The following is a 25,036-nucleotide window of genomic DNA, read 5'->3' on the forward strand; positions in this document are numbered from 1 at the left end:
AGCTCGTACTATTTCGAACGAAACGAAAAACGAACAGGGGGTGAACCCACGACCTAATACGACTCGTTTCGTGTACCGGCGGCCCGGTCGCCGACGGGAGTTGCTGGCCGTCTCGAGTACCACGCCGTGAACAGACAGGGAACGACGGTCCCGACGAGAGTGGTGAACGACAGTGGGACTGTTCGAACGACCGTGGTTTGCTCCCTCGATCAACTGCGTTCGTCCGATTCTGCGGCTGTGTTCAGATACGACTGTGAGTACTCAGTGTCCGGTGAGACCACCACGAAAGCCCTTTTCAGTCCCACTTACGATGCCTGGCCAGGCAACCGGCTCGGGTGGGACTGAAAGGGGCTGGGCCGCTCGGGGACGGCGGGCGACGCAAGCACGCGAGCAAAGCGAGCGCGCAGCGAGCCCCCCGACTCGAGCGGCCCAGGGGCTTTCGTGGTGTTCGATTCTCTCAGCGAGCCGGTGTAATCCGGATACCATCTTTAAGCAGCGAGGGAACCCCGGCCTTTAGGCCGGGTGGGAATCGCGTCACTTGATTACGCTGTCCACCGGTCATTCTCCTCTCTCGGAATCCAGCTTCTCTTCGGCGTAGAGCATCATCCCCTTCCAGGTCAGCCCGTGACGTTCCTTCGTCTCTTTCAGCCGCTCGTACTGGTCGTCCTCTACCTCGAAATTGATATTCGTCATACCACCTTCTTTCACTCCGATACACTTAAGTTTGTCTAATACTTTTCTAAGGGTGTGTCCGACACGGTGACAAAAACGCTGCAGGCCACGCTCGCCACGCCCACTGCGGGCAAAGAGCAACGCCTACAGCGACTCTTGGACACCTACCGCGAAGCACTCCACGACGCCTTCGATGCCGGAGCGAACACGATGTCAGCCGTCAACGACGTTGTGACGCCCTACGACCTGCCGTATCAGGCCAAAGACGCGCTCAAGTCATACGTCCCGAAGCTTCGGAAAACGTACAACGCCGGCGAGCTTGACGACGAGCATCCACTTCGACTCGTCAACCGGGCCGCGAAGTTCGACTACTCGGATAAGCGCGAATACGGCTTTGTCTGGCAGGCGCCGCAACCCGGCCGTGGGACGAACTTCTGGATTCCGCTTCGGATCAATCCCGAACAAGAATCGCTCTGGTTCGACCTTCTGAACGACGATGCGAAAGCGGGCGAGTTGCGGCTACAGCGCCACCGAACGTCGTGGGAGTTGCACGTCACCGTCGAGTTCTCGGTCGACGAACCGACCGAACCGGACGATCCGACGTACATCGGTTTCGACGTAGGCGAGAGCGCGCTGATTACGGGCTGTGCCCTCAAGCGCGACGTACCACGGAAACCGATGCTCGAAAGTGGCAGTCGTGCTCGACACCTCCGCAAAGAGATGTTCACGACGTTGAAGCGTCTGCAAGAGCGTGACGCCGCCGAGTGGCGTGTGGACGAACGTTTCGATCACTACCAGAACGCCCTAACGGATATCGTCGAGAAGGTGTCCCGGCGTGCTGTCGAGTACGCCCAGTCCTTCGAGAACCCGGTGATCGTGCTCGAGGACTTGTCGTATATACGGGAACGGCTCAACTACGGTAAGTTCATGAACCGACGCTTGCACGCGTGGGCGTTCGCTCGTCTTCAGGGCCGAATCGAAGACAAGGCCACCGAGGCCAGCATTCCGGTTGAGTACGTCAATGCGGCGTACACGTCGCAGACCTGCCACGCTTGCGATCGTCTTGGCCGTCGCGACGAGCAGGCAGAGTTCGTCTGTCCACACGACGACTGCCACGTAACAGAGTTCCAAGCAGACATCAACGCAGCGGCGAACATCGCCAGCCGCGTAGATCCGTGGGGAGAGAGCGTTCCTTGGGAACCGGAACGCGATGACTCGCCACAGAATGGGAGCGCCAGTGACAGCGCCACAGTCCACCGCGAGACGAGCGAGAAATCCTCGCAGATGACGCTCGCGGCTTACCAGGACTGAAACCTGCCAGATTGGATTCCCCTTGTAGGGGAAGCCCCGCCGTTCACGGCGGGGAGGATGTCACCGTTCTCGATGCACGGTCGTTCTATGCCGACTTCTCGAGAACTGCCACGTACGTGCGTTCCTCGCGGACGATATCCGCGACGCGCCAGGGGGTCCCGATCGTTGCGTCCGCGAGCCGGTCCGGCCCGAACAGCAGGAAGTGGAGGGTCGGCCCTACTACCGTCTCCGACTCGTCGTTCGGCTCGTACTCGAGGTGAAAACACCGGTGAGCGACGCCGTCGCGCGGATCCGGTCGGTAACCCAGCAGGTCGTCAGCGATCGCGTTCGGATCGTAGTTGTCAACGACCGCGACGCCGTCCTCGTCGGTGATGCGGGCGACCGATCCGAGCAGTTCTCGTACGCCGGCGAACGACGCGGCCAGTCCCAGTTGCGTGCCGAACACCTGAACGGTGGCAAACCGTCCCGGATCGAACGTCAGGTCGAACATGTCCATCACGCGTGCGTTCTCGAGTCCTTGCTCCCGTGCCGCTTCAACGGCGTGCGGGCTGGCGTCGATTCCGGTTACTTCGAGCCCTCGCTCTTGCAACCAGCAGGCGTACTGACCCGCACCACACCCGACGTCGAGAACGGGCCCATCCCGGTTCGCGATGCGCTCCAGGACAGCGATTCGCTCGTCGGCCCAGTGCTCCGGCGACTCGAAGTAGTACTCGGCAACTCGCCCGTCCTGGGTGGTAGCTCCGTCGCGGTAGCGTAGCGTCCCGAGTGTGCCGCGCTGGTAGTCACGCATCGCTCGCCCGAGCGGATCGGCCGCCTGGCGTGCGGTGATCGCCATGGGAGAGCCGACGGTTCGATCGATACTAAAACGACGGCGAGGTGTGGTTACGAGTGCCGTCCCTCGCGCCGCTCGGGCGTCGCTCCGAACTCCGAACGGGCTCGAGAAACCCGAACGCGGTCCCGTCAGCGCTATACGTTATAATCACCAACGCTGACGCATGAAGGTCGAATTCGACGAGGACACCTGTATCGGGATGTACCAGTGCGTCGCCGAGTGGGACGCCTTCGAAGAGGACAAATCGAAGGGGAAGGCCGTACTCGAGGACAGCGAGGAGGTCGAAGACGGGATCTTCGTTCGCGAGGTCCCCGAGGAGGCGGAACTCGACGCGAAGTTCGCGGCCCGGACCTGCCCGGTCGACGCAATCACGATCTACGACGACGACGGCGAGCAGCTGATTCCCTGATCTCGCGTTTCTCGACGACCGCCGGACATGTCGACGGCGTCCCGTTCGATCCGCGGTTAGCGCGCGACCGCGGCCTCGACTAACGCGGCCTCCGCGGACCGCAACAGCGTCGACACCGTGCTCTCCGAACACTCGAGTGCGTCGGCGACTGCGGCCAGCAACCCCGATCGGGGCACCTCGTAGTATCTTTCCTCGTGGGCGACCTCCAGGGCCTCGAACTGTCTGGCCGTGAGCCGCCCCGCCAGCGTCTCCATCGCGCGCTGGTGTTCGCTCACGCGCTGAACCTCGACGCCGATGTCCTCGGGGAACCGATCCAGCAGCCGCGACATGGCGTCGGACTCGCCCAGGACGGTGACGTGGACGTTCTCCCGGGCCGTGTAGACGATCGGCGGCACGATCACCAGCCCCGGTACGTCGAACGCACCCATCAGCGACGCGTCCGGGTCCCGGTGGTCCATCTCGGCGTAGCCGTAGAACGTGTCCTCGTCGACCGGCGTGAGGTCGTACCGGCGCACGTACTCGAGATCGTCGGCCAGTTCGTCGATGACATCGGGGTCGCCGACGACCAGCGAGAGGAACCGAAGGGTCCCGGCGTCGTGATCCAGGTCCCACGAGAGCAGTTCCTCGCGGCGGAACGACTCGAGTCGGGGACGAGGGTACAGTTGGCCGCTACAGCATCCAGCGCGACGACCGCTGCTGGGACGACCCCGCGTCGTTCCGGCCCGACCGCTGGCTCGACGCGGACGGCCGGCTTGCGGACGACGCCGATCGGCCCGAATACGCCTATTCCCCGTCCGGCGGCGGCTCGCGCCACTGCATCGGGATGCGCTTCCCCATGACCGAACTCCAGCTAACGCTGGCGACGATGGTCCGGCGGATCGCATTCGAACGGATCACCGAGTCGGTCGATCCGCAGTTCGAGGTGTCGCTCGATCCGGGGCCGGTCGAGATGCGAATTCGAAACCGGTAGCGAGCGAGGCCGTCCCGGATCGCTGGCGATAGACCGAAAGGAGTCGGCGTCGAAGCTCGTGTCATGGTCGATCCCGACCACGTCCTCGTTCCGACGCTCGGCCGCCCGCGGGAGGACGAGGCGCTCACCTACGCCCTCGAGACGTTTCCCGGCGCCGCGGTCACGCTGCTCGCGGTGGTGACGCCGCTCGACGCGCCGCTCAGCGAGGGCGGAGTGCTCGAGCGAAGCGAGGAGCGGACGGACCAGGCGCGCGGCCGCGCGTCTCGGCTGCTGGAGGCGATCGACGCCCCGAGAGCAGCAGATCGAGTTCGAATCGACGTCGTGGAGGGCCGGCCTGGAACCGTCGTTCCCCAGTACGCGAGCGACCACGAGGTCGACCACGTCGTCATGTGTGGCCACGACAGCAAGACGACGGGGTTCGTCCGCCGTTTTCTCGGCCGCGACATCGCCACGACGGTCGTCGAACGGACGCCGCAACCGGTGACGGTACTCGAGTAGTCCGCTCAGCCGACGACGACCGCGAGAACCTGATAGAGCCCGTAGCCGACGACGATCGAACTTCCGAGCGTCGACAGCCAGAAGACGATCGTGACGCCGATCTTCCGTTTCGAGACGCCGGCCGATCCCGCCGCCAGCCCGCCGCCGATTACGCCGGAGAGGATGATGTTGTTGACCGATATCGGAATTCCGAGCGCGATCGCCAGCTGAGCGATGACGAAGCCGGGGACGAGCGCGGCGATCGACCGCCGAACGCCGAGCTGAGCGTACTCCCTCGAGGTCGCCTGCAACAGTCGCGGGGCGGCCATCCAGGCACCGGCGAGGAGGCCGGTCGCGCCGAGCGCGAGCAGCACGATTCCGGGGAGCCCGAGTTCGACGCGGAAGAGGTTCTCGAGCGGGCCGGTCGCCAGCCCGACCTGCGAGCCGCCCGAGGAGAAGGCGACGATACTGCCGAGCACGAGCAGGAACGAGCGGATCCCCTGCTCGACGGAATCGAGCACCCGTTTGCGAACCCAGTAGAAGGCGAGAGCCCCGACAGCGATCGTCACGAGGACGGTCCCGAGATCGATGTCGGCGACGAGCGTCGGCCCGCCGCCGAACTGGCGGGAGACGAACCGGGCGATACTCCCCTGATCGGCGACCGGATCCGGGACGACGCCGAGGCGAACGTTGACGACGATCGCGCCGACGATTCCCCCGAGCAGGGGGACGCCGACCGTTTCGGGGACGTCGTCGCGTCGCAGGAGCGTTGCGGTGGCGTAGGCCAGCCCGCCGGACATAAACGGGACGAGCGCCCAGAACGTTCCCAGTCGCTGGTAGGTTCCGGTGGCCGGATCGCCACCGAGTGAGAGCCCGACACCGATCATCGCGCCCGTCGTCGCGAACGCCGCGGGAATCGGGTACCGCGTGTAGATACCGACGGCCATGTACGTTGCCGCGGTGAGCAACCCGGCCGTGGCCGCCAGCGGCGTGATCGTGACGCCGTCGATCAGGTCCGCGCCGATCGTCTCCGAGATGCTTCCGCCCTGTAAGAGCGCGCCTGCAGCCGCGAGCAGGCCGATGACGAACGCGGCTCGCATCGTCGAGATCGCGTTCGCACCGATCGCGGGGGCGAACGGCGGCGAGTTGCTGTTGGCCCCGAGTACCCACGCCATGAACAGGCAGGTGAGAACTGACGCCCCGACGAGCAGCGCGAACGACAGCGTGGTCATCCGTTCTGCACGCTTCCACGACGGCCCAAAAAAGCGTTCACACGGCTCCCGGCCGTACAGGACCCGGCAACGCGGCGCCATGTGACGAACTCCACCCCTTCCACGTTCGTCGGCCGCGAAAAAACGAGTCGGTTACGAGCGACGGCTAGCCGTCGTCGTTACGCGATCTCGTCGTACTGCTCCGAGAGCTTCTCGGCGGCCTCGCCGAGCTGGTTGCGCTCGAACTCGGTGAGGTCCCACTCGACGATCTCCTCGACGCCGTTGGCGCCGAGCTTTACGGGGACACCGAAGGCAGTGTCCTCGTGGCCGTACTCGCCCTCGAGTTTGACGCTGCAGGGCAGCACTTCGCCCGTATCTCGGAGGATGGCCTCGACCGTGTGGCCGACGCCCGTGGCTGGGCCCCACTCCGTGGCGCCTTTCTTTTCGATGACGTTCATTGCCGAGGTCTGGAGCTCGGAGAGCAGTTCGTCCTTCTCGTCGTCGGTGAACTCGAGGTCCTGACCGTTGACGCGGACCTTCGAGAAGGCCGGGACCTGCGCGTCGCCGTGCTCGCCGAGGATCGTCGCGTCGACGTTCTGGACGGGCGCGTCGAAGCGCTGGGAGATGACGTAGCGGAACCGGGCGGAGTCGAGTCGGCCGCCGAAGCCGATTACCTTCTCGCGGCCGCGGTCGCCCGTTTCGTAGAGGTGACGATTCAGCAGGTCGACCGGGTTCGAGGTCGTGACGGTAACGAAGTCGTCGTTGTGCTCGGCGATCGAGGAGCCGATGTCCTCCATGATCGGTGCGTTGTCGCCCGCGAGGTCGATCCGGGTCTGGCCCGGTTGGCGCGGGATGCCGGCGGTGATGACGACGACGTCCGAGCCGGCGGTGTCCTCGTAGCCTCCCTGCCGGATCGTGGTGTTCGAATCGTAGGCTGCGCCGTGATTGGCGTCGGCAGCCTGTCCGATCGTGTCGTCTTCCTTGTCCGGAATGTCGACGAAGACGAGTTCGTCCGCGATATCCCGAAGCGCGATGTTGTAGCCTGCAGCGGCCCCGACCGTTCCGGCCGCGCCGACCACGCTAACTTTCGTCATACCACGTAAACCTGTACCTCCCCTCGCGTTAAATCCGTCGGATTCCCCACGATAGACCGAAAATGACGATCGATGATACGTCGATCGTCGAACCCGTTCGTGAGCGGACGAGCGCAAGCGTGTCGCGGTTCCACAACGGCTATCCCGTCAGTTCGAGTGGCGATCCGTATGGACCGGAACGATCGCACGATCGCCCGCTTTACCATGCTCGGGCACGCGACGTTCCACCTCTACGAACTCACGATTCCGCTGTTCGTCGTGGTCTGGCTCGAGACCTTCGACGTCTCGGCGGCCGTCCTCGGCACGGTCGTTGCGGTTGGATACGGACTCATCGGCGTCGGCGCGCTCCCGAGCGGCGTGCTCGCGGATCGGTACGGGTCGAAACGCCTCGTCGTGCTCTCGATGGCCGGCATGGGCGGCGGGTTCGTCCTCGTCGCCCTCGCGCCGTCGATCTGGCTACTCGGTCTCGCGCTCGTGATCTGGGGCGCCGCAGCGAGTCTCTACCACCCTGCCGGTCTCTCGCTGATCACTCGCGGTTCGGCCCAGCAGGGGACCGTCCTCGCCTACCACGGCGCTGCCGGCAACGTGGGAACGGCGGTCGGTCCGCTGATCGCCGCGCTCATGCTGACGTTCCTCGAGTGGCGAGTCGTCGCCGGACTGTTCGTCGTCCCCGCCGCGATCGCCATCCTCGCGGCGACCTGGCTCGAGTTCGACGAGAGAGTGGACGCTACCGAGGCGGAGTCCGCGACGACCGGGGCTGCAGATCGGCTCTCGTCGTTTATCGACCGGTCGCGGCTGCTGTTCGTCGGCGGCTTTCTCGTCATGTTCACGATCGCCGTCCTCGCGGGGACGTACTACCGCGGGCTCTTTACGTTCCTGCCGGGTGTCCTCGCCGGGTTGCCGGCCTTCGAACCCGTCGAAATCGCCGGTGAGACGGTCGAACCGAGCCAGTACGCCTACGCCGGCCTGTTGCTGATCGGCGCCGCGGGGCAGTACGTCGGCGGCAGGCTGAGTGACACTCGCTCGCCCGAACGGGCGATCGTCGTGGCGTTCGTCGCGCTGCTCGCCGTCACCGTGTTGTTCCCGTTCGTCGCGGGAATGGGCCTGCTCGCGACGGTCGCCGTCTGCGCGGCACTCGGCTTCTTCGTCTTCATGGAGGTCCCGATCCACCAGGCGCTCATCGGCGAGCACGTCGCCGCGGACATCCAGGGGCTCTCCTTCGGCTACACCTACCTCGGCGTCTTCGGGATCGGGGCCGCGGGGGCGTCGATCGCCGGTATCGCGATCACCTACGGCGGGACACCCCTCCTCTTCGGCGTCCTCGCGGCGTTCCCTGCGCTCGGCCTCGTCCTCGGCGGATACCTCCTCGTCCGATCCCGAAGCGAGTATACTGTCGACTGTACGTCAGCGTAGTGGATTTACCGGACGGCTGTAGCGAATCTCACACGCAGTTACAGCCGACAGTATCGGTCGCGAGCGTCGCGACCGAATCCGTCTTTGTGCTCGCCGTCGCGGTCTCGAGTATGCGCGTCAGCGTCATCGGCGGCGGTGCGATCACGGACGAGGCGGAGTCGCGAGCCGAGGAGATCGGTCGGGAACTCGGTCGACGGGGACACACGGTGGTCTGTGGCGGCCGCGGCGGCACGATGGAATCCGTCTGCCGCGGCGCGAAAGCCGAGGGCGGGACGACGATCGGGATCCTCCCCGGCGAGCGGCGGGCGGCGGCGAACGAGTACGTCGACGTCGCGATCGCGACCGGTCTCGGACACGCTAGAAACGCGCTCGTCCCGCTGAACGGCGACGCGGTCGTCGCGCTGGCTGGCAGCCACGGCACGCTCTCGGAGATCGGTTTCGCCGGGATCTACGATCGACCGATCGTCGGTCTCGAAACCCACGACGTTCCCGGCGTCGAAACAGCCGAGACGGCCGCGGCAGCCGTCGACGCCGTCGAAAAAGCGCTCGAGTCGGACACCGATCGGTAGCGCCTCAGCGAATCCTACAAGTATCGTACCAACTGGAACGATTCACACACTGATCGCACAGCTGTCGTGCGATCGGGTGTGCACTGACGTTCAGTGGCTACTATAGGGACGGCCGACAGTAGCTCCCGTATGTCTGCAGATGATGAACGAGTCGGTTTTTACGCGATCCGCGAGGAACTGCCCGATCCCGAGACGTTTGCCGCGCTGCGCGAGGCCGCCGGCATGCCGCCGCGCTCGCTCGAGGGGATCGAACGCGGCCTGCCGAACTCGCTCTACGGCGTGATCGCGGTCCACGAACCGTCCGCCGAGGTCGTCGGCATGGGCCGGATCGTCGGCGACGGCGGCACGGTCTACCAGATCTCGGATATGGCCGTTCACCCGGACCACCAGGGACGAGGGCTCGGGACGCAAATCATGGAACATCTCGAGGCGTATCTCGAGGCGGAAGCTCCGCCGCGAGCGTACGTCACCCTCGTGGCGGACGTCGACGGCTTCTACGAGCGGTTCGGCTTCGAGGAGACCCGGCCGGCCTCGAAGGGGATGTACCGCCGGACCGAGTGAGCCGGATTTCGAGGCGCCGAGCGCTCCGCAGCTTTTTCGACTTTCCGGCGCATTGAAACGGATATGAGCGACTTCGACAAGGAAGCCGAGCGCGAGAAGCTTCGAGAGAAGTACGAGCGCGACGAGGCCGACCGGAAGGCTACCCAGCGGATGAGCGACCTCCTGCTGAAGGGCGCGACGATGACCAACACCCACTGTGGCACCTGCGGTGATCCGCTCTTCCAGCAGGACGGGACGACGTTCTGTCCCAGCTGTCACGGGAACCCCGACGCCGTCCAGGGGACGGATCTCGAGGCACAGCCGGCCGATTCTTCGGCCGATCGGTCAGCGGCCGCGGAATCGACCCCCCAGTCCGCAGCTGAGGAGCCGGCTACCCAGTCGGCAGCCGAGGAGTCGGCGACCGAACCCGACGATACCGATCGACCCCAGCCCGGAACGGCCGGCGACGACTCGGCTCCCGCCGGAGACGCTCCGGACGCCGCCCCGGAGCGGAGGGGACAGACGGCCGAGACGGATCCGGCCGGCGACTCGAGCGACCAGCCCACGTCACCGTCGTCCCGACCGACGCCGGATCGAGAGGTCCGGACACAGTCGTCCCAGCCCGAGCCGTCTCGAGGGAGTGGGACGAACCGAGCGCAGTACGACGAGCATCACTCCGGATCGAGCCGTACGCCCCCCGAGAACGCGTCACCGCCGGGCGGTCTCGACGACGCTCACGCCTCGCTGGTCGCTGCACTCGAGAAGTTCGCGCGTGAGGCCGCCGAGACGGACGATCCGCGGTACGCGAAGGAGTGTCTGGAAGCCGCTCGCGAGGCGAGCGAGACGCTCGACGTGCTTCGCTAATCGAGAAATCGTTCCTGAACGTTCCCGGTCGGCATCATGCACTGGTCTTTCTTGCCGAACAGCCGATACCGGTTGGCGGCGACGAGGTCGTACCCCCAGTCGCGCAGCCGCCGCGGGAGGAATCGCAGCGGGCGAGCGAGCGTGTAGACCCCGCCGAGGATGGTGGCGATCCTGATGACGGCCGAGGACTTGACGTACGCGTCCTCGCCCTCGATGAGGACGATCGAGTCCAGTTCGTCGTCCGCGAGGCCGTGCTCGGCGAGCAGTCGCTTGCCGACGTCGGACTGGAGCGACGCGAAGTGAAAGACACCCTCCGTGTCTCGCGGGACGACGAACTGGACGAAGCCAGCACAGAGGTTACAGACGCCATCGAAGAGCACGATCGGCTCCTCGTCGGGAATCTCTTCGCTCATCGGATAGGTGAGCGTTCGCGACGATCGAAGTTCAGGGTTCCGGTCACCGTCCCGAGAACGGGTTCCGTCCCGCCGTTTACCGGTCACACAGTCTCGTAGATTAGTTCCCCGGTGGCTGTATCTCCGACGGCTCGTTGTCGCCGCAGCCGTACTGGTAGACGAGCCCCGTGCTCGTCTCGCGGTCCGCCGGCGAGGCCGTCGTGTTCATCGCCACGTCCTCGGTGACCCGGTACATGTTCACGTGGGTGAGCTCCGTGTCGTGTTCGTCCTCCCACGTGGTGCAGATGTACTCGGCCAGCTTCTCGGGTGCGTCGTTGCTATCGTGGTAACCGCCGCGGCGAACGCTGTTCATGTAAAATCGCTCCCGGTACGTGCCGTACTGTTTCTGGAGTTCGTCGTACGGCCGGTCGTAGGAGACCGTCGCCTGGCCGTTGTAGACGTCGATCACGTCGCCGTCTGCGGTCTGTGCCGGGAAGACGTAGTAGCCGTCGGTCGTCCGCGGCGTCGGCGCGAAGACGCTCCAGTCCGGCTGGTCGATGCTGAACTGCTGGGCAGTCCCCTCGATCCGTTCCTCGACGACCGTCTCCTCGTCGGCGACGCCGCCGATCGGAGCGAAACTCAGGGCCGTAAACAGCACCATCGAGACGAGGACGACGCCGATGCCCGCGCTGTAGGCCGTCTGTCTCGCGCGCCGCTGGCGCTCGCTATCGAACCGGGCCTCCGGGAAGGAGGCCGCGAACCGCTCGAGTTCGGCTCGTCGATCCGCGAACCGTCGCTGGTCGATCTCGAGGTAGCGAGCGACTGCCTGTAGATCCTCCCAGAACTGTGCCTGGAGGAACAGGGTGAGGCCGGCGATGGCGACGTACGAGAACGCACCGATCCGCACCGTGAAGATGAACGACGCGTGGCCCCCCATGAACATCGCGGCGAGCAGCATGCGCCGCCGACCGACCACGAGGAGCAGCGCCCACGAAGACAGGAGGAGGATGAACCATATCAGCCCGCCGATCTGCAGCAGGGTCTGGAACTCGCGGAGGTAGGGTGCGAGGAAGTACGTCGTGTCGTCCAGCCCCATGATCAACGGCGTCGCCTCGCCGGTGGTCCACAGGTCGTTCTGTGCCTTGTGGTAGCCGTTGACGAAGTACATGTACACCATCTGTCCCAGGATGAGCGCGGAGGCGATACTCGCGACGCTCGCCCGCGGTTCCCGATCGGTGTGGACGGCGTCGACGGACCACCGTTCGCCGAGCGGGAGGAAGATGGCCCAGAACAGCAGCAGTCGGAACAGAACGTCGGCGTAGCTCAGGACCAGCGGGTTGTGGTGGTCCAGCGAGACGACGAAGAGAAAGGAGAGGATCGTCGCGATCCGTGTCTTGTAGCCGACGAGTAACTGTAGCGCGATCAGTCCCTGCAGGACGAACAGCGCGGCGACGAGTACCGGTTCGGTCGTCAGGTGGTAGACCGAGAACGCACCGTCGGAACTCATCGACTGTGCGAGCGACTGCGGGACGACGCCGTCGTCCGTGTAGAAGTACGTGAAATTTCGACTCCGAAGCAACAGATCCGCGATGATCAGTAGGCCGACGAACACGCGGAACACGGCCAGCGTCCGCGTATCGATCCGGAAAGAGTCGGCGACCCCTCGTTTGATTTTGCTCCCCAGTCCGGCGGAATCGGACGCGGTGTCAGCCGTCATCTGTCTCGGTCCGTCTGTTCCGTTGGCTCGCGTGCGTCGCGCTCGAGCGTTGCGCGTCGCCGCGTCCGTCCGTGTCGTGTAAGTCCCCCATCATTGTGCACCGTTACTAATCGAGCTATTCGCCGCTCCCTCCTCGATCGAGGCAGTTCCGACACTCGTCTGTCCGGACCGCCTGCGGAGGGAGCAGGTCGGCTATCTCCAAGATAGTCGACACGGAACTGATATATATTTTCCGCTCCCCGTCGAGGGATCCCTACTCCTCGTACTCGGTGCCGATGACCTCGCGGATCCGCTCGGCGGTCACCCGACCGACTCCCTCCGCCTCCATCAACTCCTCCTCGGTCGCGATCATCACGGCCTCGACGGTACCGAACTCGCCGAGAAGCGATCGCGCCGTTACGGGGCCGATCTCGGCGATCGAGGAGACGACGTACTCCTGCTGTTCGGCCAGCGTCTTCGCCTGCTTCTCGCCGTGGACCGAAACCTCCCGATTCGAGGTCTCCTGCTCGCGGCCGGCGATCACCGCGAGCAGGTCGGTCGTGTCGCCCTCGCTCTCGGTGCGGAGGACGCTCGCGCCGAAGTCGACCGCGAGACTCGAGAGCGCGCCCCGGACGGCGTTCGGGTGGACGTCGCGCTGTTCGTACAGTCCCTCGCCCTCGACGACCACGATCGGGCGCGCGTAGTGGCGCCCCATCGCACCGACCTGTTCGAAGACCGACCGGTCGCCCCCGACCAGCGAGTCGACGAAGTCGGCGACCGACTTTCGCTCGACGACCACCCGATCCGACAGCACGTAGTCGCCTACGTCGAGCGTTTCCAGGCGCACCTCGTACTCCTCGCGCCTCGAGAGTTCCCGCGCGATGTTGGCGTCCATCTCGCGCTGGTCGGCGACGACCTCGACGGTCTCGCCCTCGGCGTGCGGTTCGTGCGTTTCGACCTCCTCGTCGGCCGTCGCCTCGTCGCTGGTACTCGATTCCGAGTTCGCTTCGTCGAATTTTTGCAGTCCTGGCTGGTTTGAAACCCCCTCGTTTCCGCTGGAACCCCCGCTCCCTGGTTGCGGTTTTTCCGCTCCCCCGTTCACTTTCGCTTCGGTGTCGAACGCCGCCAGCGACTGCTGGGCGGCGTCGAGTTCGTCCTCGAGTTCGTCGGCCATCCCCTTCAGCTCGCGCAGTTCCGACTCCATCTCCTTCTCGCGGCGCTGTGAGATCCAGAAGTAGGCTTCGTCGCGGGTGTCTTCGGCCATCAGGACGACGACGCGCCCCTCGGACTGACGGCCCGTCCGGCCCTTGCGCTGGATCGACCGGATCGCCGTCGGAACGGGTTCGTAGAAGAGCACGAGGTCGACCTCCGGCACGTCCAGTCCCTCCTCGGCGACCGATGTCGAGACCAGCACCTCGAACTCCCCGGCGCGGAAGGCGTCGAGCACCTCCTGCTGTTGGTTCTGGGTCATCCCGTCGGAGCCCTCGCGGTCGCCCTGTCCGACGAACCGTTTGGCGTCGAAGCTCTCGGAGAGGAAGTCGGTCAGGGCCTCGGCCGTGTCGCGCGATTCCGTGAAGATGATCACGCGCTCGCCGCCCTCGAGACCCAGCGTCTCGGCGAGGAGCATTCGGGTCTTGCGGTACTTGGGGTGGAGTTCGTCGAAGTTCTCGGCCTGTCGCATCGCCTCGCGGACCCGGGGATCGGAGACCATCCGCTGGCTGGCCTTCGACGCGCCCGACGAGCGGGCCTGGTTGCGCTGGCGATCGAAGTACCGTCGCAGGGCCTCGACGCTCTGGGTCTCGACCAGGGTGACCGCCTGCCGGAGTTTCATCACCTCCGCGTGGACGGACATCCCTTTGAACCCCTCCGACTGGTCGTTGTTGATCAGCTCCTGGAGCTCCGCGCGCATCCGGTTCAGGTCCTTCTGAGACTGGTCGGGCTGGGTCGACGACGCGACGCCGAGTTCCTTGAGTTTCTCGAGGCGGTCCGTTATCACCTCGTTCAGCGCGTCACGGATCTCGAGCACCTCCTCGGGGAGGTCGATTCGCTCCCACTCGACCTCGGTGTCGTGGGTGAACTCGTCGACGTCGGCGTCCTCCTCGGTCATCACCTCGACCTCCTGGAGGCCGAGGTTCTCACAGACCTCGAGGATGGCCTCCTCGTCGCCGCCGGGCGACGCCGACATTCCGGTGACGAGCGGCTCCTGGGCGTCGGCGTGGTAGCGCTCGGCGATGTAGTTGTACGCGTAGTCGCCGGTCGCCCGGTGGCACTCGTCGAAGGTGCAGTGGGTGACGCCGGCGAGCGAGATCCGACTGCCGACGAGGTCGTTCTCGATCACCTGGGGGGTGGCCATCACGATCGTCGCCTCCTCCCAGAGTTCGGCGCGGTCGTCCGGACTGACGTCGCCGGTGAAGACGACGATCTCGTCGTCGGGAACCTTGAGAGCCTCGCGGTAGAACTCCGCGTGCTGCTGGACGAGTGGTTTCGTCGGGGCGAGCATCAGTGCAGTGCCGCCGACCTCGTCGAGCCGTCGCGCCGTCACGAGCAGGCTCACCGTCGTCTTGCCGAGTCCCGTCGGGAGACAGACGAGCGTGTGGTGGTTCGCGGCCGTCCCCGCGAGCTTGAGCTGGTAGAGCCGTCGCTCGAGGAAGTTCGGCTCGAGTAGCGGGTGATCGATAGTGGGCTGGCCGCCGTCCTCGTCCGTCGCTGCCATTGCTGGGCGTTCACCCTCGCTGTGAATAAGGGTTCTCGTACCGCGGTGAAAGTGGACGTTCGGTGTAACCCCCCGAGACGGCCACGAATCCGGCCCGCTGGCCACCGATATAAACGCACCCGCGCCCTACGAACGGGTATGGAAACCCGAACACCGATCCGACGGTTACCCGACGGCGGGTCGATACTCGCCGCGATCGGGTTCGTCGTCCTCGTCAACGTCGTCGGCAGCGTCCCAGGCGTCCTCTCCTCGCCCGACACGGCCTGGTTCCGGAGCCTCGAGAAGCCGTGGTTCTACCCGCCCGATATCGCGTTCCCCGTCGCCTGGACCCTGCTGTTTACGCTGCTAGGGATCGCGCTCTGGCTGGTCTGGCGCAGCGACGCCGACGGTCGGCGACTCGCGCTGGGGCTGTTCGTCGCCCAGATGGCGTTCAACGTCGCCTGGACGCCGGCCTTCTTTACGCTCGAGGCGCCCCTGGTCGCGCTCGGAATCATCATCGCGCTCTGGGTACTCATCACGGCCACCATCGCCGCGTTCCGGCGCGTCGACCGTCGTGCCGCGGCGTTGCTCCTCCCGTATCTCGCCTGGGTAACGTTCGCGACGGTGCTCAACTTCGAACTCTGGCGGCTGAACGCCTGAGTCGGATCCGGTGAGATCCGCCGCGAAGTGATCGGTTCGATCGATAACCGGGCGAATAACTCGTCATCTCCGCGCGAGGCCGAAGCCCCCGCAGAAGTCTCCGCATTACTGTCGGCAGCGTCGGTGTCGCTGCTCGGAACGGTCGCGGGAAAACCCGGTACGCCGAGGATACCGAGCGATCGCCCGCCGATCGGTTTCCAGCCGAAGACGGCATGCGGACGGCGACCAGTGTCGACGATGCAACGCCGATCGCTGCGACGGTACGTCTCGGAAAACTCGCGGTACGGGGTGGATTACAATGACTGTCCCGGAACTGCCACCTTCCAGTGAAAGCGACGGATTATCGTCCCGTTCAGCGATCGAGATCGATGCATCGCTCACAGGATACTCTTTCTCCGCCGTCTGGACTCGCCCGTCTCTCCCGGTTGCCGAATCGGACCCGACCGGACGGCCGACGTCGCCGAACGACGGGCGCGCTCGTGACGATCGATCTATGTCGGTAACGGACCGTATCGTCCAGGGATTCAAGGCCACACTCGGGGCTCGTCTCGTCAACAATATCGCGAACGGGCTGTTGATGCTGTTGCTCGCTCGCGTCTTGTTGACACCCGACGAGTACGGCCTGCTGTTTCTCATCATCGCGATCGTCTCCATCGCCCAGCTCGGCGCGGATCTCGGACTCTCGCGGTCCGCCGCACGATACGTCTCGGACAACAAGGAAACCGAGCCGTCGACGATTCCCTACCTCTTGCGGACCTCGTTGCAGTACCGACTACTGCTGCTCGGTATCGTCGCGGCGATTCTCGTCCTCTCGCGGGATCTGATCGCGACGGTCCTCGAGACGCCGGAGCTGTCGACGCTGCTCCTCCTCGGGGCGGTCTATCTCGTCTTCCAGTCGCTCTGCTCGTACCACCAGACGCTCTTCCAGGGGTTCAACCGGGTCGACCTGAGCGCCGTCGTCGAAATCACCAACAACGTCACTCGAGTCCTGTTCGTCGTCGGGTTGACGGCGCTCGGGCTGGGGGTCGCCGGAGCGCTGTTGGGCTACGTTCTCGGTCTCGCGCTCGCGACGGTGATCGGTGCCGTGTTCCTGTACCGCCGGTTCTACACCGAGTACCGGGACGGCGGCGGCAGTAAATCGCTTCGCAACCGGATGCTTCGCTACAGCGTTCCGCTGACCGCCTCACACAGCGCGAATATCCTCGATCGGCGCGTCGATACGGTTCTCGTCGCGTTCTTTGCCAGCCCCATTGCAGTGAGTTACTACGTCCTCGGGAAACAGATCTCCGAGTTCGTTACCGTCCCCTCCGGATCGCTCGGTTTCTCCATCTCGCCGACGTTCGGCGAGCAGAAGGCGAACGACTCGCTCGATCAGGTTGCTCGGATCTACGAGACCTCGTTGCAGTACGTCTTTTTGCTGTACATCCCGGCCGCGGTCGGAATGATCCTCGTGGCGGAACCCGCCATCAATCTCGTCTTCGGCGCCGATTACGCCGGCGCGGCCCCCGTTCTTCAGGTACTCGGGGTCTACGTCTTCTTCCAGTCGATCACGGACGTCACTACGAACGGGCTGGACTACCTCGGGCGCGCAAAGGCGCGGGCGGTCGCAAAGGGAACGACGTCCGTCGGAAACGTCGTCCTCAACGTTCTCTTGATCCCGATCTACGGTGTGACGGGGGCGGCGCTGGCGACAGTCATCACGTTCGGCATCTACACGCTGGTCAACGTCTACGTCATGCACCTCGAGCTCTCGCTGAATTTCGCCCGTCTCGGCCGGTCGTTCGCGCTCGCGAGCGCTATCTCGCTCGGAATGGGCGCCCTGGTGTTTCTGCTCGTTCCCTACGTCTCGAACGTGCTCGCGCTCGCCGGCGTTATCGCACTCGGCGTGTTCGTCTGGGGCGTGCTCGCAACCCTGAGCGGCGTGATGAACCCGCGCGAGACGATCGCGCTCCTGACGTGAACCCGGACGGGCTCGAGACCCCGCTCGCGTACAGATTTGCACACCGATCGAAACGTCTCGAACGGGATCACGAGTGGCCTCCATCGGGCAACACGCTCCACCGACAGCGACACCGCTGAAGGGACCGCTACCGAGTACGCGGGAGCTGTCAGCGCCGCATCTGTGCCGAGTCTGCGCGGCGACGAGAATTCGGTGCACGACCCGCCCTGGCAACAGGGAGTTCCACGCCGTCCCCGATCCACTGATCCGAGGCGTGGATGTGATTCGCCCGTAGCGAACGGAGGGTCCCCTCGAACCGTCCGGACAGTACGATTTCGACGGTGCCCTTGCCGTCGACCTTCGACCCGCGTCTCAGCACTCCTCGGGTCGCCGCGGCCGATCCGGATCGACCGCGTGCGCGAGCGGTTCGACGTCGGTCTCGAGCGGGTAGTCGAGGAGCTGTCCCGGGTCTTCGAGCACGCGTCCAAGCACGACCTCCGACCCTCTTGCGACCGGATTCCAGGTATCGTAGTAGGCGTCGTACACCCGTTCCATTTTCTCGGTCTCCATGTACCCACAAAGCACGTAGCCGTCGGGTCGGCGCTCGAGGAGTATCGACTCGGTGTACATGTTCTCGGCGTCGAGCATCTCCGCGCTCCAGCGCTCGATCGGGCCGAGGTCGAGTTCGCCGCTCTCGACGCGACGCGAAACTCCGGCGAACCAGTCCGCGAATCGCTCCGGAACTCCCGGCTCGAGGCGCATCTGTACCAGTTCGACGTCGACGCCGATGTCCGGGCCGGCGACGACGAGCGGACCGTCCTGTTCGCCCGTCGCGGTGCGCGGCCGGACCGGGTTGACGGCGTGGACGAGCAGTTCGTGGTCGACCGCGTCCCCCTCGTCGGCGATCGCCTCGTGCTCGAGGGGAAACGCCGCCTCGACTCGTAACTTCGGATCGTTCCAGTCGACCGTCGCGGACCGCGGAAGTTCGACGTACCAGATTAGTTCTGGCTCCTCCCCGCCGGTGTCGAGAAACAGCGACGCCGTGGTCGCGCCCTCCAGGCCGAGCAACTGGTCGGGGCCATCGTCGTCGCACGTCTGCGAGACCGCTTCTCGAACCGACTCGAGTCGGCTCTCGTCGACGCGCCGGCGGACGAGAAACGCGCTCGCGTGGCGTTCAGTGATCACTCTCGGCTCGGTCGTGGCCGACGCGGAACGCCTGCGGTACCGCGCGTAGCCGACCCCAGCGGCGACGGTGATTGCTCCGAGAACGAGGCTCCGGCGAACCCGCGGACGAGCGTTCATACCAGATAGTTGGTGTCGATGCCGTTCGCAGTGTTCCCGAAACCTATCGCCGTTTTAAGTGTCACGCCCCTGTACGATCGGTTATGAAGTCGGTCCGAATCGAACTGCAGTACGCGCCGGAAGCGCTCTCCCCGATCCACGAGGGGATCTGTTCGTCTCCCGATCTCGAGCGGGAACTGATTCTCGGCGGACAGGCGGTCGAGGGCGTCGAGACGATCACGTCGTTCGTCTTTGGCGATCCCGAGGCGTACGAGCCGCTGGTCGCCGACCGGCACCTGGTTCGCGAGTACGAGATCACGCCCGTCGAGGACGGCTTCTTTCTCTACCTTCGCCGGGAGCTCGGTCCGGAGGGACGTTCCTTACTGAACGCGCTCGCACAGGATACCGTCGTTGTCGTCCCGCCGATCGAGGTTCGATCCGATCGGACGATGCGATTGACACTCGTCGGCCACCCGGACGATCTCAGAGCGATTCTCGAGACGGTTCCCGACGGGGTTTCCATGGACGTGCTGTGGGCCCACGACGAGTTGACGGCGACCGAACGGCCCCTTTCGGACCGCCAGCGCGAAGCGCTGCGGACTGCCCAGAGCGTCGGCTACTACGAGGTACCACGCCGGCACGGCATCGAGACCGTCGCCGCCGAACTCGAGTGTGCCGTCTCGACGGCCTCGGAGCTGCTTCGCCGGGGCGAGGCTCGAGCGGTCGAACAGGTTCTCGACACTGGACCTTAGCTCGCTGGTATACACGGACACCGGATCGGCACGCGGGAAGGAAAACGAGCGCCAGATGCTATGCGGGAAGGAAAACGAGCGCCAGATACGCCAACCCGCCTGCGTAGATCGGGATCGTCAGGTTGTCGTCGACGATAAAATCGCCGACCCGTAACTTGACGCCGTCGGCGATCGTCGCGCCCACCGCCGCCGCGAGCACGGCGAGGGGATACTCGTAGAGGAAGGGAGTAGCGAGGAGCACGCTCACGACGAACATCGTGACGAGAACCTTCGCTCCCTTGATTCGCTTCAGGCTGTTGTCCGACACCGCACCGCTGATCGGATCGCCGACCGCGAGCATCAACATCGCCGGCAGGGCGATTTCGGCCGGGAACAGGAGGACGGCGATCGTCATGCTGACCATGTAGTAGCCGTAGCCGGCGAACTGGTCCTGTTCGTACTCGCGAGTCAGTTTCTCGTAGATCCACCACTCGAGACCGACGCGTAGTCGCAGGAACTCGAGGCCGATGACGCCGAGGGCGAGGACCACCATCAGGAGCTGAAACCGCTCCCAGGTGAGACCGAGACCGAGAGAGTCCGCGAGGAGATACAGCGCGACCAGCCCCGCCCCGCTGGCGTGGACGAGACGGCGCTTTAGTTCGTCAGCCATCACCGCAACCCTCGAACGACGATACCTTCAGTCCGTCGGTTACGTTCGCGACGCGACCGATCGTACCGGACCCAGTCGCGCAAGGCCCGTTCTGGGGCTCACTCGTCTGGCTGCTCGACGACGACGGTACCGCGGCTCGAAACGCTCACTCGACAGTCTTCGTACGAAAAAGCCACTTCGACGGGCGTTTCTCGGACCGACGACACGAGGTCGGTGAGTGCTTCGGGATCGATGACCGCGTACAGCGGTTCCATGGCTTCGGGTTCGCGGTTCGTAACGGTTGCCACGGCTTCGACGATCGCCACGACGACTGTGTTGTAATCCGTATCGAAACGAGTGTATGCCGCTTCCGTAGTCGGGTCGTATCCTACACTGTCCTCACCGAACGGAGCAGCGGGAGTAGAGTCGGGTGCAGTTGTATTGTCGTTCATTGACCTACACTATAACAGACACCGGGGTAAGAGGGGACGCTGACCAGTCAGCGTGCGTCCGCACCGGACTTCTCGAAGAGGTGGCGAAAGACCGTCAGCTGGGCCTTGCGCAGGTGCTGGTTGAAGGTCTGTCGGGTGACACCGAACCGGTCTGCCAGTTCGTCGCCGGTGCTGGTCCGCGGCGTGTCGAAGTAGCCGCCGAAGTACGCGGAATCGAGCACGGCGAGTTGCCGCTCGGTGAGCGCGTCTGCGACGACGTCGTACAGCAGGTGCGGCGAGTAGACGAGTTCCTCGGACACCAGTTCGACGTCGGGGTGGAACTGCCGAATCCCGTCTGCGGCCAGTCGGCGATCCACGTCGCCCGGAAGCTCTCCGCGGAACCTGACCTCGTCGGGAGCGATGGCGATGTCGCGGGGGCGGCCGCCGAGGGAGGAAAACACCTGGGATACCGTCTCGGGTTCCGCGTGGGCTTCGATGCGATTGTAGCCGTCGATCGAGCTGAGTAACCGTGCGTCGGTGAAGTGTGGGACCTCTTCGACGGCGGTGACGAACTCGCTCGCGGAGAGATCCGCCGTTCCCATGTACTGGACGGTCGTCCCGTCGGGGAGCAAGACGACGGAGTCGATATCGATCCGCGTTTCGTACCCCTCGGTGCGAAGGGAGGGCGGGACTGCCGACTCGTCGGCGCGAAACTCGAGGTGCCGGACGTGGTCGCTGGTCAATCGCTCCTCGCGTCGCTTCAATGCGGTCACGTCCTCGAACGCGACGACGACGTACTCGACGGCTCCCGTCTCGTCCAGAATTGGTGCCGAATTACTGGATAGCCACCGTTCGGAGCCGTCCGAACGTTCGATCCAGTGTTCGAATCCGAGCACCGGTTCGCCCGTCTCGAAGACTCGCGCAACCGGATTTTCCGACGCCGGAACGGGCGTTCCATCGTCGTAGTAGATGTTCCAGTCCGAGTGGTCGTACGCTCGGCCGACGAGTTCCTCGCTCGTGAGACCGAGCGTCTCTACTGCACGCCTGTTGGCGAAGGCGAACTCACCCTTCGGGCCGATCACGACGGTGCTGACCGGATTCATATCGAACACGCGCTGAGCGAGGTCTCCGGGCGGTCGATACTGCCGCTCGTCCGTCTGCTGGTCGTTCGACTCTTCGTCGGGAACGTCGCTCGTCGGCGAATCCGTCACGGCTCCATCGTCTGACGAACGGGTCAACGGCCTTCCTCGAAACGGCTGTACCCGTCCCTACCCCGTCCGATACTGCGATAGCCGAGTTCCGATCGGTGCGTGCGGACACGACTGACGCTGCGTCCGAACGACGCCTCGCCGGATCGATGCCGGTCCATACCACGGGTATGGTGCCACCGGATAAATGTGTTCCAGTGGTTCCAAATTTGAAAGGAAAACGGTACGAGGGCGCGTAGCCGACGAGTTACCGCGTCGTTCGCGCCCGATGGCGGTGGTGGCGCGGCTCTCACCGGAAGTCGTGGGGCTCACGGACCGGCCGATACGGAGTCGGATCCGCGTCTACAGTTCTTCGAACTCGAGTTCGCCGGTCCGAAGCGCCGACAGCGTCTCCGGCAGGTCGTCGATCGGCAGCCGCTTCTGGTCGGTCGAGTCGCGCTCCCGGACCGTAACCGACCGCTCGTCGGCCTCCACGGTCTCGTAGTCGACCGTCACGCAGAACGGTGTGCCGACCTCGTCCTGACGGCGGTAGCGTCGACCGATGTTGCCCGAGTCGTCGTAGGTCACGGCGAGGCCCTCCGCGCGAAGCGCCGCGGCGATGTCGCGGGCCTCGGCCTCGAGTTCGTCGTCGCTCTGCAGCGGGAAGACGCCGACGAAGGTGGGCGCGACCTCGGGATCGAGGTCGAGGTAGGTTCGCTCCTCGCCGGCGACCTCGTCCTCGCTGTAGGCGTGATGGAGGACGGTGTAGACCAATCGGTCCACGCCGAAGGAGGGTTCGACGACGTGAGGCGTGATGTGCTCGCCGGCTTCGGTCTGCTCTTCGACCGCGAAGCCGGTCTTCTCGACGGGGAGTTCGTGGCTCTCGCCCTCGAGGACGATCTCGACCGTCTCGCCGTCGAAGGCGGCGCGGTCGCGACTCGCGAGTTCCTCGAGTTTTTGGACGACGGCCTGCGCGTCGCCGCCGAACTCCGGCCCCAGGTAGCTCATGTCGGGGTCGACCACCGCGCGTTCGACCGTCTGTGGCTCGTCGTACTGTTTGAAGATCGTGAACCGGTCGTCGGAGTGCTCCTCGTGTTTCGAGAGGTCGTAGTCGCTCCGGTAGGCGAAGCCGGCCATCTCGATCCAGTTGCCGTCGATCTCGCTCTCGGCGTCCCAGCAGTCCGCGGCGTAGTGGGCCCGCTCGCCGGAGAGGTGCTGACGGAACCGGAACCGGTCCATGTCGACGCCGACGGCGTCGTACCACGGCTTCGCCACGCCGAGGAAGTACGCGACCCACGGACTGCCGATGACCCCGTCGTCGACGGCGTCGCCGATCGTCGTCCGAACCTCGTCACCGTCCTCCGCGTTCTGCTCGCTCGCGGGGTACAGCGTTACCTCCACGTCTTCGACGCGCTCGAGGGGGGGTTCGTCTTCCTCGGGGTCGACGAAGTACTCGAGCTCGGCCTGCGTGAACTCGCGGGTCCGAATAATGGAGCGCCGCGGGCTGATCTCGTTGCGGTAGGCGCGACCGATCTGGGTCACGCCGAACGGGAGCTGATTGCGGGCGTACTCCTTGAGACGGGGGAACTCGACGAAGATGCCCTGGGCCGTCTCGGGGCGCAGGTAGCCTGGATCCGAGTCGCCGGGACCGATGTTCGTCGCGAACATGAGGTTGAACGCCTCGACGGCCTGGCCCGCGAGGCCGGCGTCACAGGAGGGACAGACGAGTTCGTACTCGGCGATGACGTCTTCGACCTCCGGGATCGGGAGGCTCTCGGCGTCCTCGTACTCGGTGTTGTCCTCGACGACGTGATCCGCGCGGTGGCTCTCGCCGCACTCCGGACACTCGACGAGCATGTCGTCGAAGCCGTCGAGATGGCCCGACGCCTCGAAGACGGGTTCGGGCATGATCGTCGGCGCGTCGATCTCCATGTTCCCCTCCGCGACGGCGAAGCGGTCGCGCCAGGCGTCTTCGACGTTGCCCTTCAGTGCGGCACCCTGCGGACCGAAGGTGTAGAACCCGCCGACGCCGCCGTAGGCGCCGGAGGACTGGAAGAAATAGCCCCGCCGTTTGGCCAGTTCGACCAGTTTCTCGCTCGTCGATTCGTCCGTCTCGGCTACGTCCGTCTGTCGTTGCTCACTCATAGAGTGCCTCCAAAAGATCGACGTCGCGGGCGATGCCGACGAGTTGCTCGCCCGTGACCATCGGGATCTGTTCGATGTCGTTGCTGATCATCAGCTGTGCGGTCTTCTGAACCGTTCTCTCGGCCGAGACCGTCACGACCTCGTCGCTCATGAACTCGCGGACCGGCCCGTTCGGGATCTCGATGTCCCGTGTCGGGAGGTAGCGGCTCCCGACACCCTTGACTCCCTCCCACGACCACTCGGAGTCCTGGTCGGGGAAGTTGTCACCCGTCTCCTCCTCGCCCTCGACGATACGGGCGACGTCGATGATGTCGACCTCCGTGAGTACGCCGCTCATCCGGCCGTCGTCGTCGAGTGCGACCGTGTACGGGACGTTCGCGTAGTAGAGTTCACGTTCGGCGACGGGCAGCGGCGCGCCCTCGTAGCTCGTGTTCACGTCCTCGCTCGCGTGTGAGCCGACGGTGTCGTCGGTCTCCTGGTCCCCCGCCGCGATCGCGTGGATCACGTCGGTCACCGTGACGATCCCCTCGAGCTCTCCGTCCACGACCGGCACGCGGCGCGCGCCCTCCTCGACCATCAGCTGTGCGACCTCCTCGAGCGTGGTCTCGGCTGTCGTCGTCGGGACCTCGTCCATCAGCATGACGAGCTGGTCTTCGTCGGGCTGCTCGATCAGCACGTCTCGGGAAATCAGCCCTCTGTACTCCACTCTCTCGTCGGTTTCCGAGACGACCGGCACGGACGAGAACGACTGTTCCTGCAGGTACTCGAGTACGTCCTCTCGGGTACCTGGGAGTTCGACGGTTACCACGTCCTCCCGCGGCGTCATCGCGTCGACTACGTTCATATCCCCACGGTACGGCCAAAATGAGTA

The 25,036-nt window shown here is 65.1% G+C and carries 25 protein-coding genes; 11 read left to right on the forward strand and 14 right to left on the reverse strand.

What is annotated here, in order from left to right; all coding sequences use genetic code 11:
- Positions 1–558: 558 nt before the first annotated feature.
- Entirely contained in the window at positions 559–693 is a 135-nt protein-coding gene (locus tag CV102_RS26975; protein ID WP_267903114.1) for a hypothetical protein, read from the reverse strand.
- Positions 694–747: 54 nt separating this feature from the next.
- On the opposite strand from CV102_RS26975, the gene CV102_RS05405 reads away from it, so the two are divergent.
- Complete coding sequence (locus CV102_RS05405) at positions 748–1,983, forward strand: RNA-guided endonuclease TnpB family protein (protein WP_148856867.1); 1,236 nt, start codon at positions 748–750, stop codon at positions 1,981–1,983.
- 85 nt (positions 1,984–2,068) lie between these two features.
- Here the strand turns inward: CV102_RS05405 and CV102_RS05410 are convergent, their stop codons facing one another.
- Complete coding sequence (locus CV102_RS05410; RefSeq protein ID WP_148856868.1) at positions 2,069–2,818, reverse strand: class I SAM-dependent methyltransferase; 750 nt, start codon at positions 2,816–2,818, stop codon at positions 2,069–2,071.
- A gap of 160 nt (positions 2,819–2,978) precedes the next feature.
- Between CV102_RS05410 and CV102_RS05415 the strand changes: the two genes are divergently transcribed.
- Positions 2,979–3,224 carry a ferredoxin gene (locus tag CV102_RS05415; protein ID WP_148856869.1) on the forward strand — a complete coding sequence of 82 codons (246 nt, stop codon included), beginning with the start codon at positions 2,979–2,981 and terminating at the stop codon, positions 3,222–3,224.
- Positions 3,225–3,280: 56 nt separating this feature from the next.
- Here CV102_RS05415 and CV102_RS05420 read toward each other — a convergent pair whose 3' ends face one another.
- Positions 3,281–4,003 carry a helix-turn-helix domain-containing protein gene (locus tag CV102_RS05420; RefSeq protein WP_233710643.1) on the reverse strand — a complete coding sequence of 241 codons (723 nt, stop codon included), beginning with the start codon at positions 4,001–4,003 and terminating at the stop codon, positions 3,281–3,283.
- Here CV102_RS05420 and CV102_RS26525 point away from each other — a divergent pair.
- Both CV102_RS26525 and CV102_RS05425 read left to right on the forward strand, forming a co-directional pair.
- Positions 3,901–4,194: a cytochrome P450 gene (locus tag CV102_RS26525; RefSeq protein ID WP_233710644.1), complete on the forward strand. Its 294-nt coding sequence runs from the start codon at positions 3,901–3,903 to the stop codon at positions 4,192–4,194. The genes CV102_RS05420 and CV102_RS26525 overlap by 103 nt on opposite strands.
- A 63-nt stretch (positions 4,195–4,257) precedes the next feature.
- Positions 4,258–4,692, forward strand: coding sequence for a universal stress protein (locus CV102_RS05425; RefSeq protein WP_148856871.1), 435 nt, complete (start codon positions 4,258–4,260; stop codon positions 4,690–4,692).
- Between the two features lie 5 nt (positions 4,693–4,697).
- On the opposite strand, the gene CV102_RS05430 is transcribed toward CV102_RS05425, so the two are convergent.
- Together CV102_RS05430 and mdh are read right to left on the reverse strand one after the other, a co-directional pair.
- Complete coding sequence (locus CV102_RS05430; protein ID WP_148856872.1) at positions 4,698–5,903, reverse strand: inorganic phosphate transporter; 1,206 nt, start codon at positions 5,901–5,903, stop codon at positions 4,698–4,700.
- Between the two features lie 158 nt (positions 5,904–6,061).
- Positions 6,062–6,976, reverse strand: coding sequence for a malate dehydrogenase (gene mdh, locus CV102_RS05435; RefSeq protein WP_148856873.1), 915 nt, complete (start codon positions 6,974–6,976; stop codon positions 6,062–6,064).
- A gap of 168 nt (positions 6,977–7,144) precedes the next feature.
- On the opposite strand from mdh, the gene CV102_RS05440 reads away from it, so the two are divergent.
- The 4 genes from CV102_RS05440 (at position 7,145) to CV102_RS05455 (ending at position 10,362) form a co-directional block, all read left to right on the forward strand.
- Positions 7,145–8,389 carry an MFS transporter gene (locus tag CV102_RS05440; RefSeq protein ID WP_148856874.1) on the forward strand — a complete coding sequence of 415 codons (1,245 nt, stop codon included), beginning with the start codon at positions 7,145–7,147 and terminating at the stop codon, positions 8,387–8,389.
- Positions 8,390–8,499: 110 nt separating this feature from the next.
- A complete protein-coding gene (locus tag CV102_RS05445) occupies positions 8,500–8,958 on the forward strand; it encodes a TIGR00725 family protein (protein ID WP_148857111.1) in 459 nt (152 codons plus the stop codon).
- 129 nt (positions 8,959–9,087) lie between these two features.
- Positions 9,088–9,519, forward strand: a complete 432-nt coding sequence (locus CV102_RS05450; protein ID WP_148856875.1) for a GNAT family N-acetyltransferase — start codon at positions 9,088–9,090, stop codon at positions 9,517–9,519.
- A 63-nt stretch (positions 9,520–9,582) separates the two neighbouring features.
- Entirely contained in the window at positions 9,583–10,362 is a 780-nt protein-coding gene (locus CV102_RS05455; RefSeq protein ID WP_148856876.1) for an Sjogren's syndrome/scleroderma autoantigen 1 family protein, read from the forward strand.
- Here CV102_RS05455 and CV102_RS05460 read toward each other — a convergent pair.
- From CV102_RS05460 to CV102_RS05470, 3 genes are all read right to left on the reverse strand, one after another.
- Complete coding sequence (locus tag CV102_RS05460; protein WP_148856877.1) at positions 10,359–10,775, reverse strand: thiol-disulfide oxidoreductase DCC family protein; 417 nt, start codon at positions 10,773–10,775, stop codon at positions 10,359–10,361. The genes CV102_RS05455 and CV102_RS05460 overlap by 4 nt on opposite strands.
- A 100-nt stretch (positions 10,776–10,875) precedes the next feature.
- Positions 10,876–12,471: an HTTM domain-containing protein gene (locus CV102_RS05465; protein WP_148856878.1), complete on the reverse strand. Its 1,596-nt coding sequence runs from the start codon at positions 12,469–12,471 to the stop codon at positions 10,876–10,878.
- Positions 12,472–12,724: 253 nt separating this feature from the next.
- Positions 12,725–15,163, reverse strand: coding sequence for a DEAD/DEAH box helicase (locus CV102_RS05470; protein ID WP_148856879.1), 2,439 nt, complete (start codon positions 15,161–15,163; stop codon positions 12,725–12,727).
- Positions 15,164–15,301: 138 nt separating this feature from the next.
- Between CV102_RS05470 and CV102_RS05475 the strand changes: the two genes are divergently transcribed.
- Both CV102_RS05475 and CV102_RS05480 read left to right on the forward strand, forming a co-directional pair.
- Positions 15,302–15,802, forward strand: a complete 501-nt coding sequence (locus CV102_RS05475) for a TspO/MBR family protein (protein WP_148856880.1) — start codon at positions 15,302–15,304, stop codon at positions 15,800–15,802.
- Positions 15,803–16,295: 493 nt separating this feature from the next.
- Positions 16,296–17,762 (forward strand): flippase, encoded by a 1,467-nt coding sequence (locus tag CV102_RS05480; protein WP_148856881.1) that lies wholly within the window; start codon positions 16,296–16,298, stop codon positions 17,760–17,762.
- Between the two features lie 351 nt (positions 17,763–18,113).
- Here CV102_RS05480 and CV102_RS05485 read toward each other — a convergent pair whose 3' ends face one another.
- Complete coding sequence (locus CV102_RS05485; RefSeq protein ID WP_148856882.1) at positions 18,114–19,043, reverse strand: DUF6176 family protein; 930 nt, start codon at positions 19,041–19,043, stop codon at positions 18,114–18,116.
- An 83-nt stretch (positions 19,044–19,126) separates the two neighbouring features.
- Here CV102_RS05485 and CV102_RS05490 point away from each other — a divergent pair, with 83 nt between their 5' ends.
- Complete coding sequence (locus CV102_RS05490) at positions 19,127–19,774, forward strand: helix-turn-helix domain-containing protein (protein WP_148856883.1); 648 nt, start codon at positions 19,127–19,129, stop codon at positions 19,772–19,774.
- A gap of 58 nt (positions 19,775–19,832) precedes the next feature.
- Here CV102_RS05490 and CV102_RS05495 read toward each other — a convergent pair whose 3' ends face one another.
- The 5 genes from CV102_RS05495 to CV102_RS05515 all read right to left on the reverse strand — a co-directional run bounded on the left by CV102_RS05495 (position 19,833) and on the right by CV102_RS05515 (position 25,009).
- On the reverse strand, positions 19,833–20,423 hold the full coding sequence (locus CV102_RS05495) for a dolichol kinase (RefSeq protein ID WP_148856884.1): 591 nt from the start codon (positions 20,421–20,423) through the stop codon (positions 19,833–19,835).
- Positions 20,424–20,521: 98 nt separating this feature from the next.
- Positions 20,522–20,854 (reverse strand): HalOD1 output domain-containing protein, encoded by a 333-nt coding sequence (locus CV102_RS05500; protein WP_148856885.1) that lies wholly within the window; start codon positions 20,852–20,854, stop codon positions 20,522–20,524.
- Between the two features lie 47 nt (positions 20,855–20,901).
- Complete coding sequence (locus CV102_RS05505) at positions 20,902–22,044, reverse strand: bacterio-opsin activator domain-containing protein (RefSeq protein ID WP_148857112.1); 1,143 nt, start codon at positions 22,042–22,044, stop codon at positions 20,902–20,904.
- Between the two features lie 339 nt (positions 22,045–22,383).
- Entirely contained in the window at positions 22,384–24,165 is a 1,782-nt protein-coding gene (glyS, locus tag CV102_RS05510) for a glycine--tRNA ligase (RefSeq protein ID WP_148856886.1), read from the reverse strand.
- Positions 24,158–25,009, reverse strand: a complete 852-nt coding sequence (locus tag CV102_RS05515; protein WP_148856887.1) for a CBS domain-containing protein — start codon at positions 25,007–25,009, stop codon at positions 24,158–24,160. Before CV102_RS05515 ends, glyS begins: the two co-directional genes overlap by 8 nt.
- Positions 25,010–25,036 lie beyond the last annotated feature (27 nt).

The sequence above is a fragment of the Natronococcus pandeyae genome (assembly GCF_008122205.1).
GTDB lineage: Archaea > Halobacteriota > Halobacteria > Halobacteriales > Natrialbaceae > Natronococcus > Natronococcus pandeyae.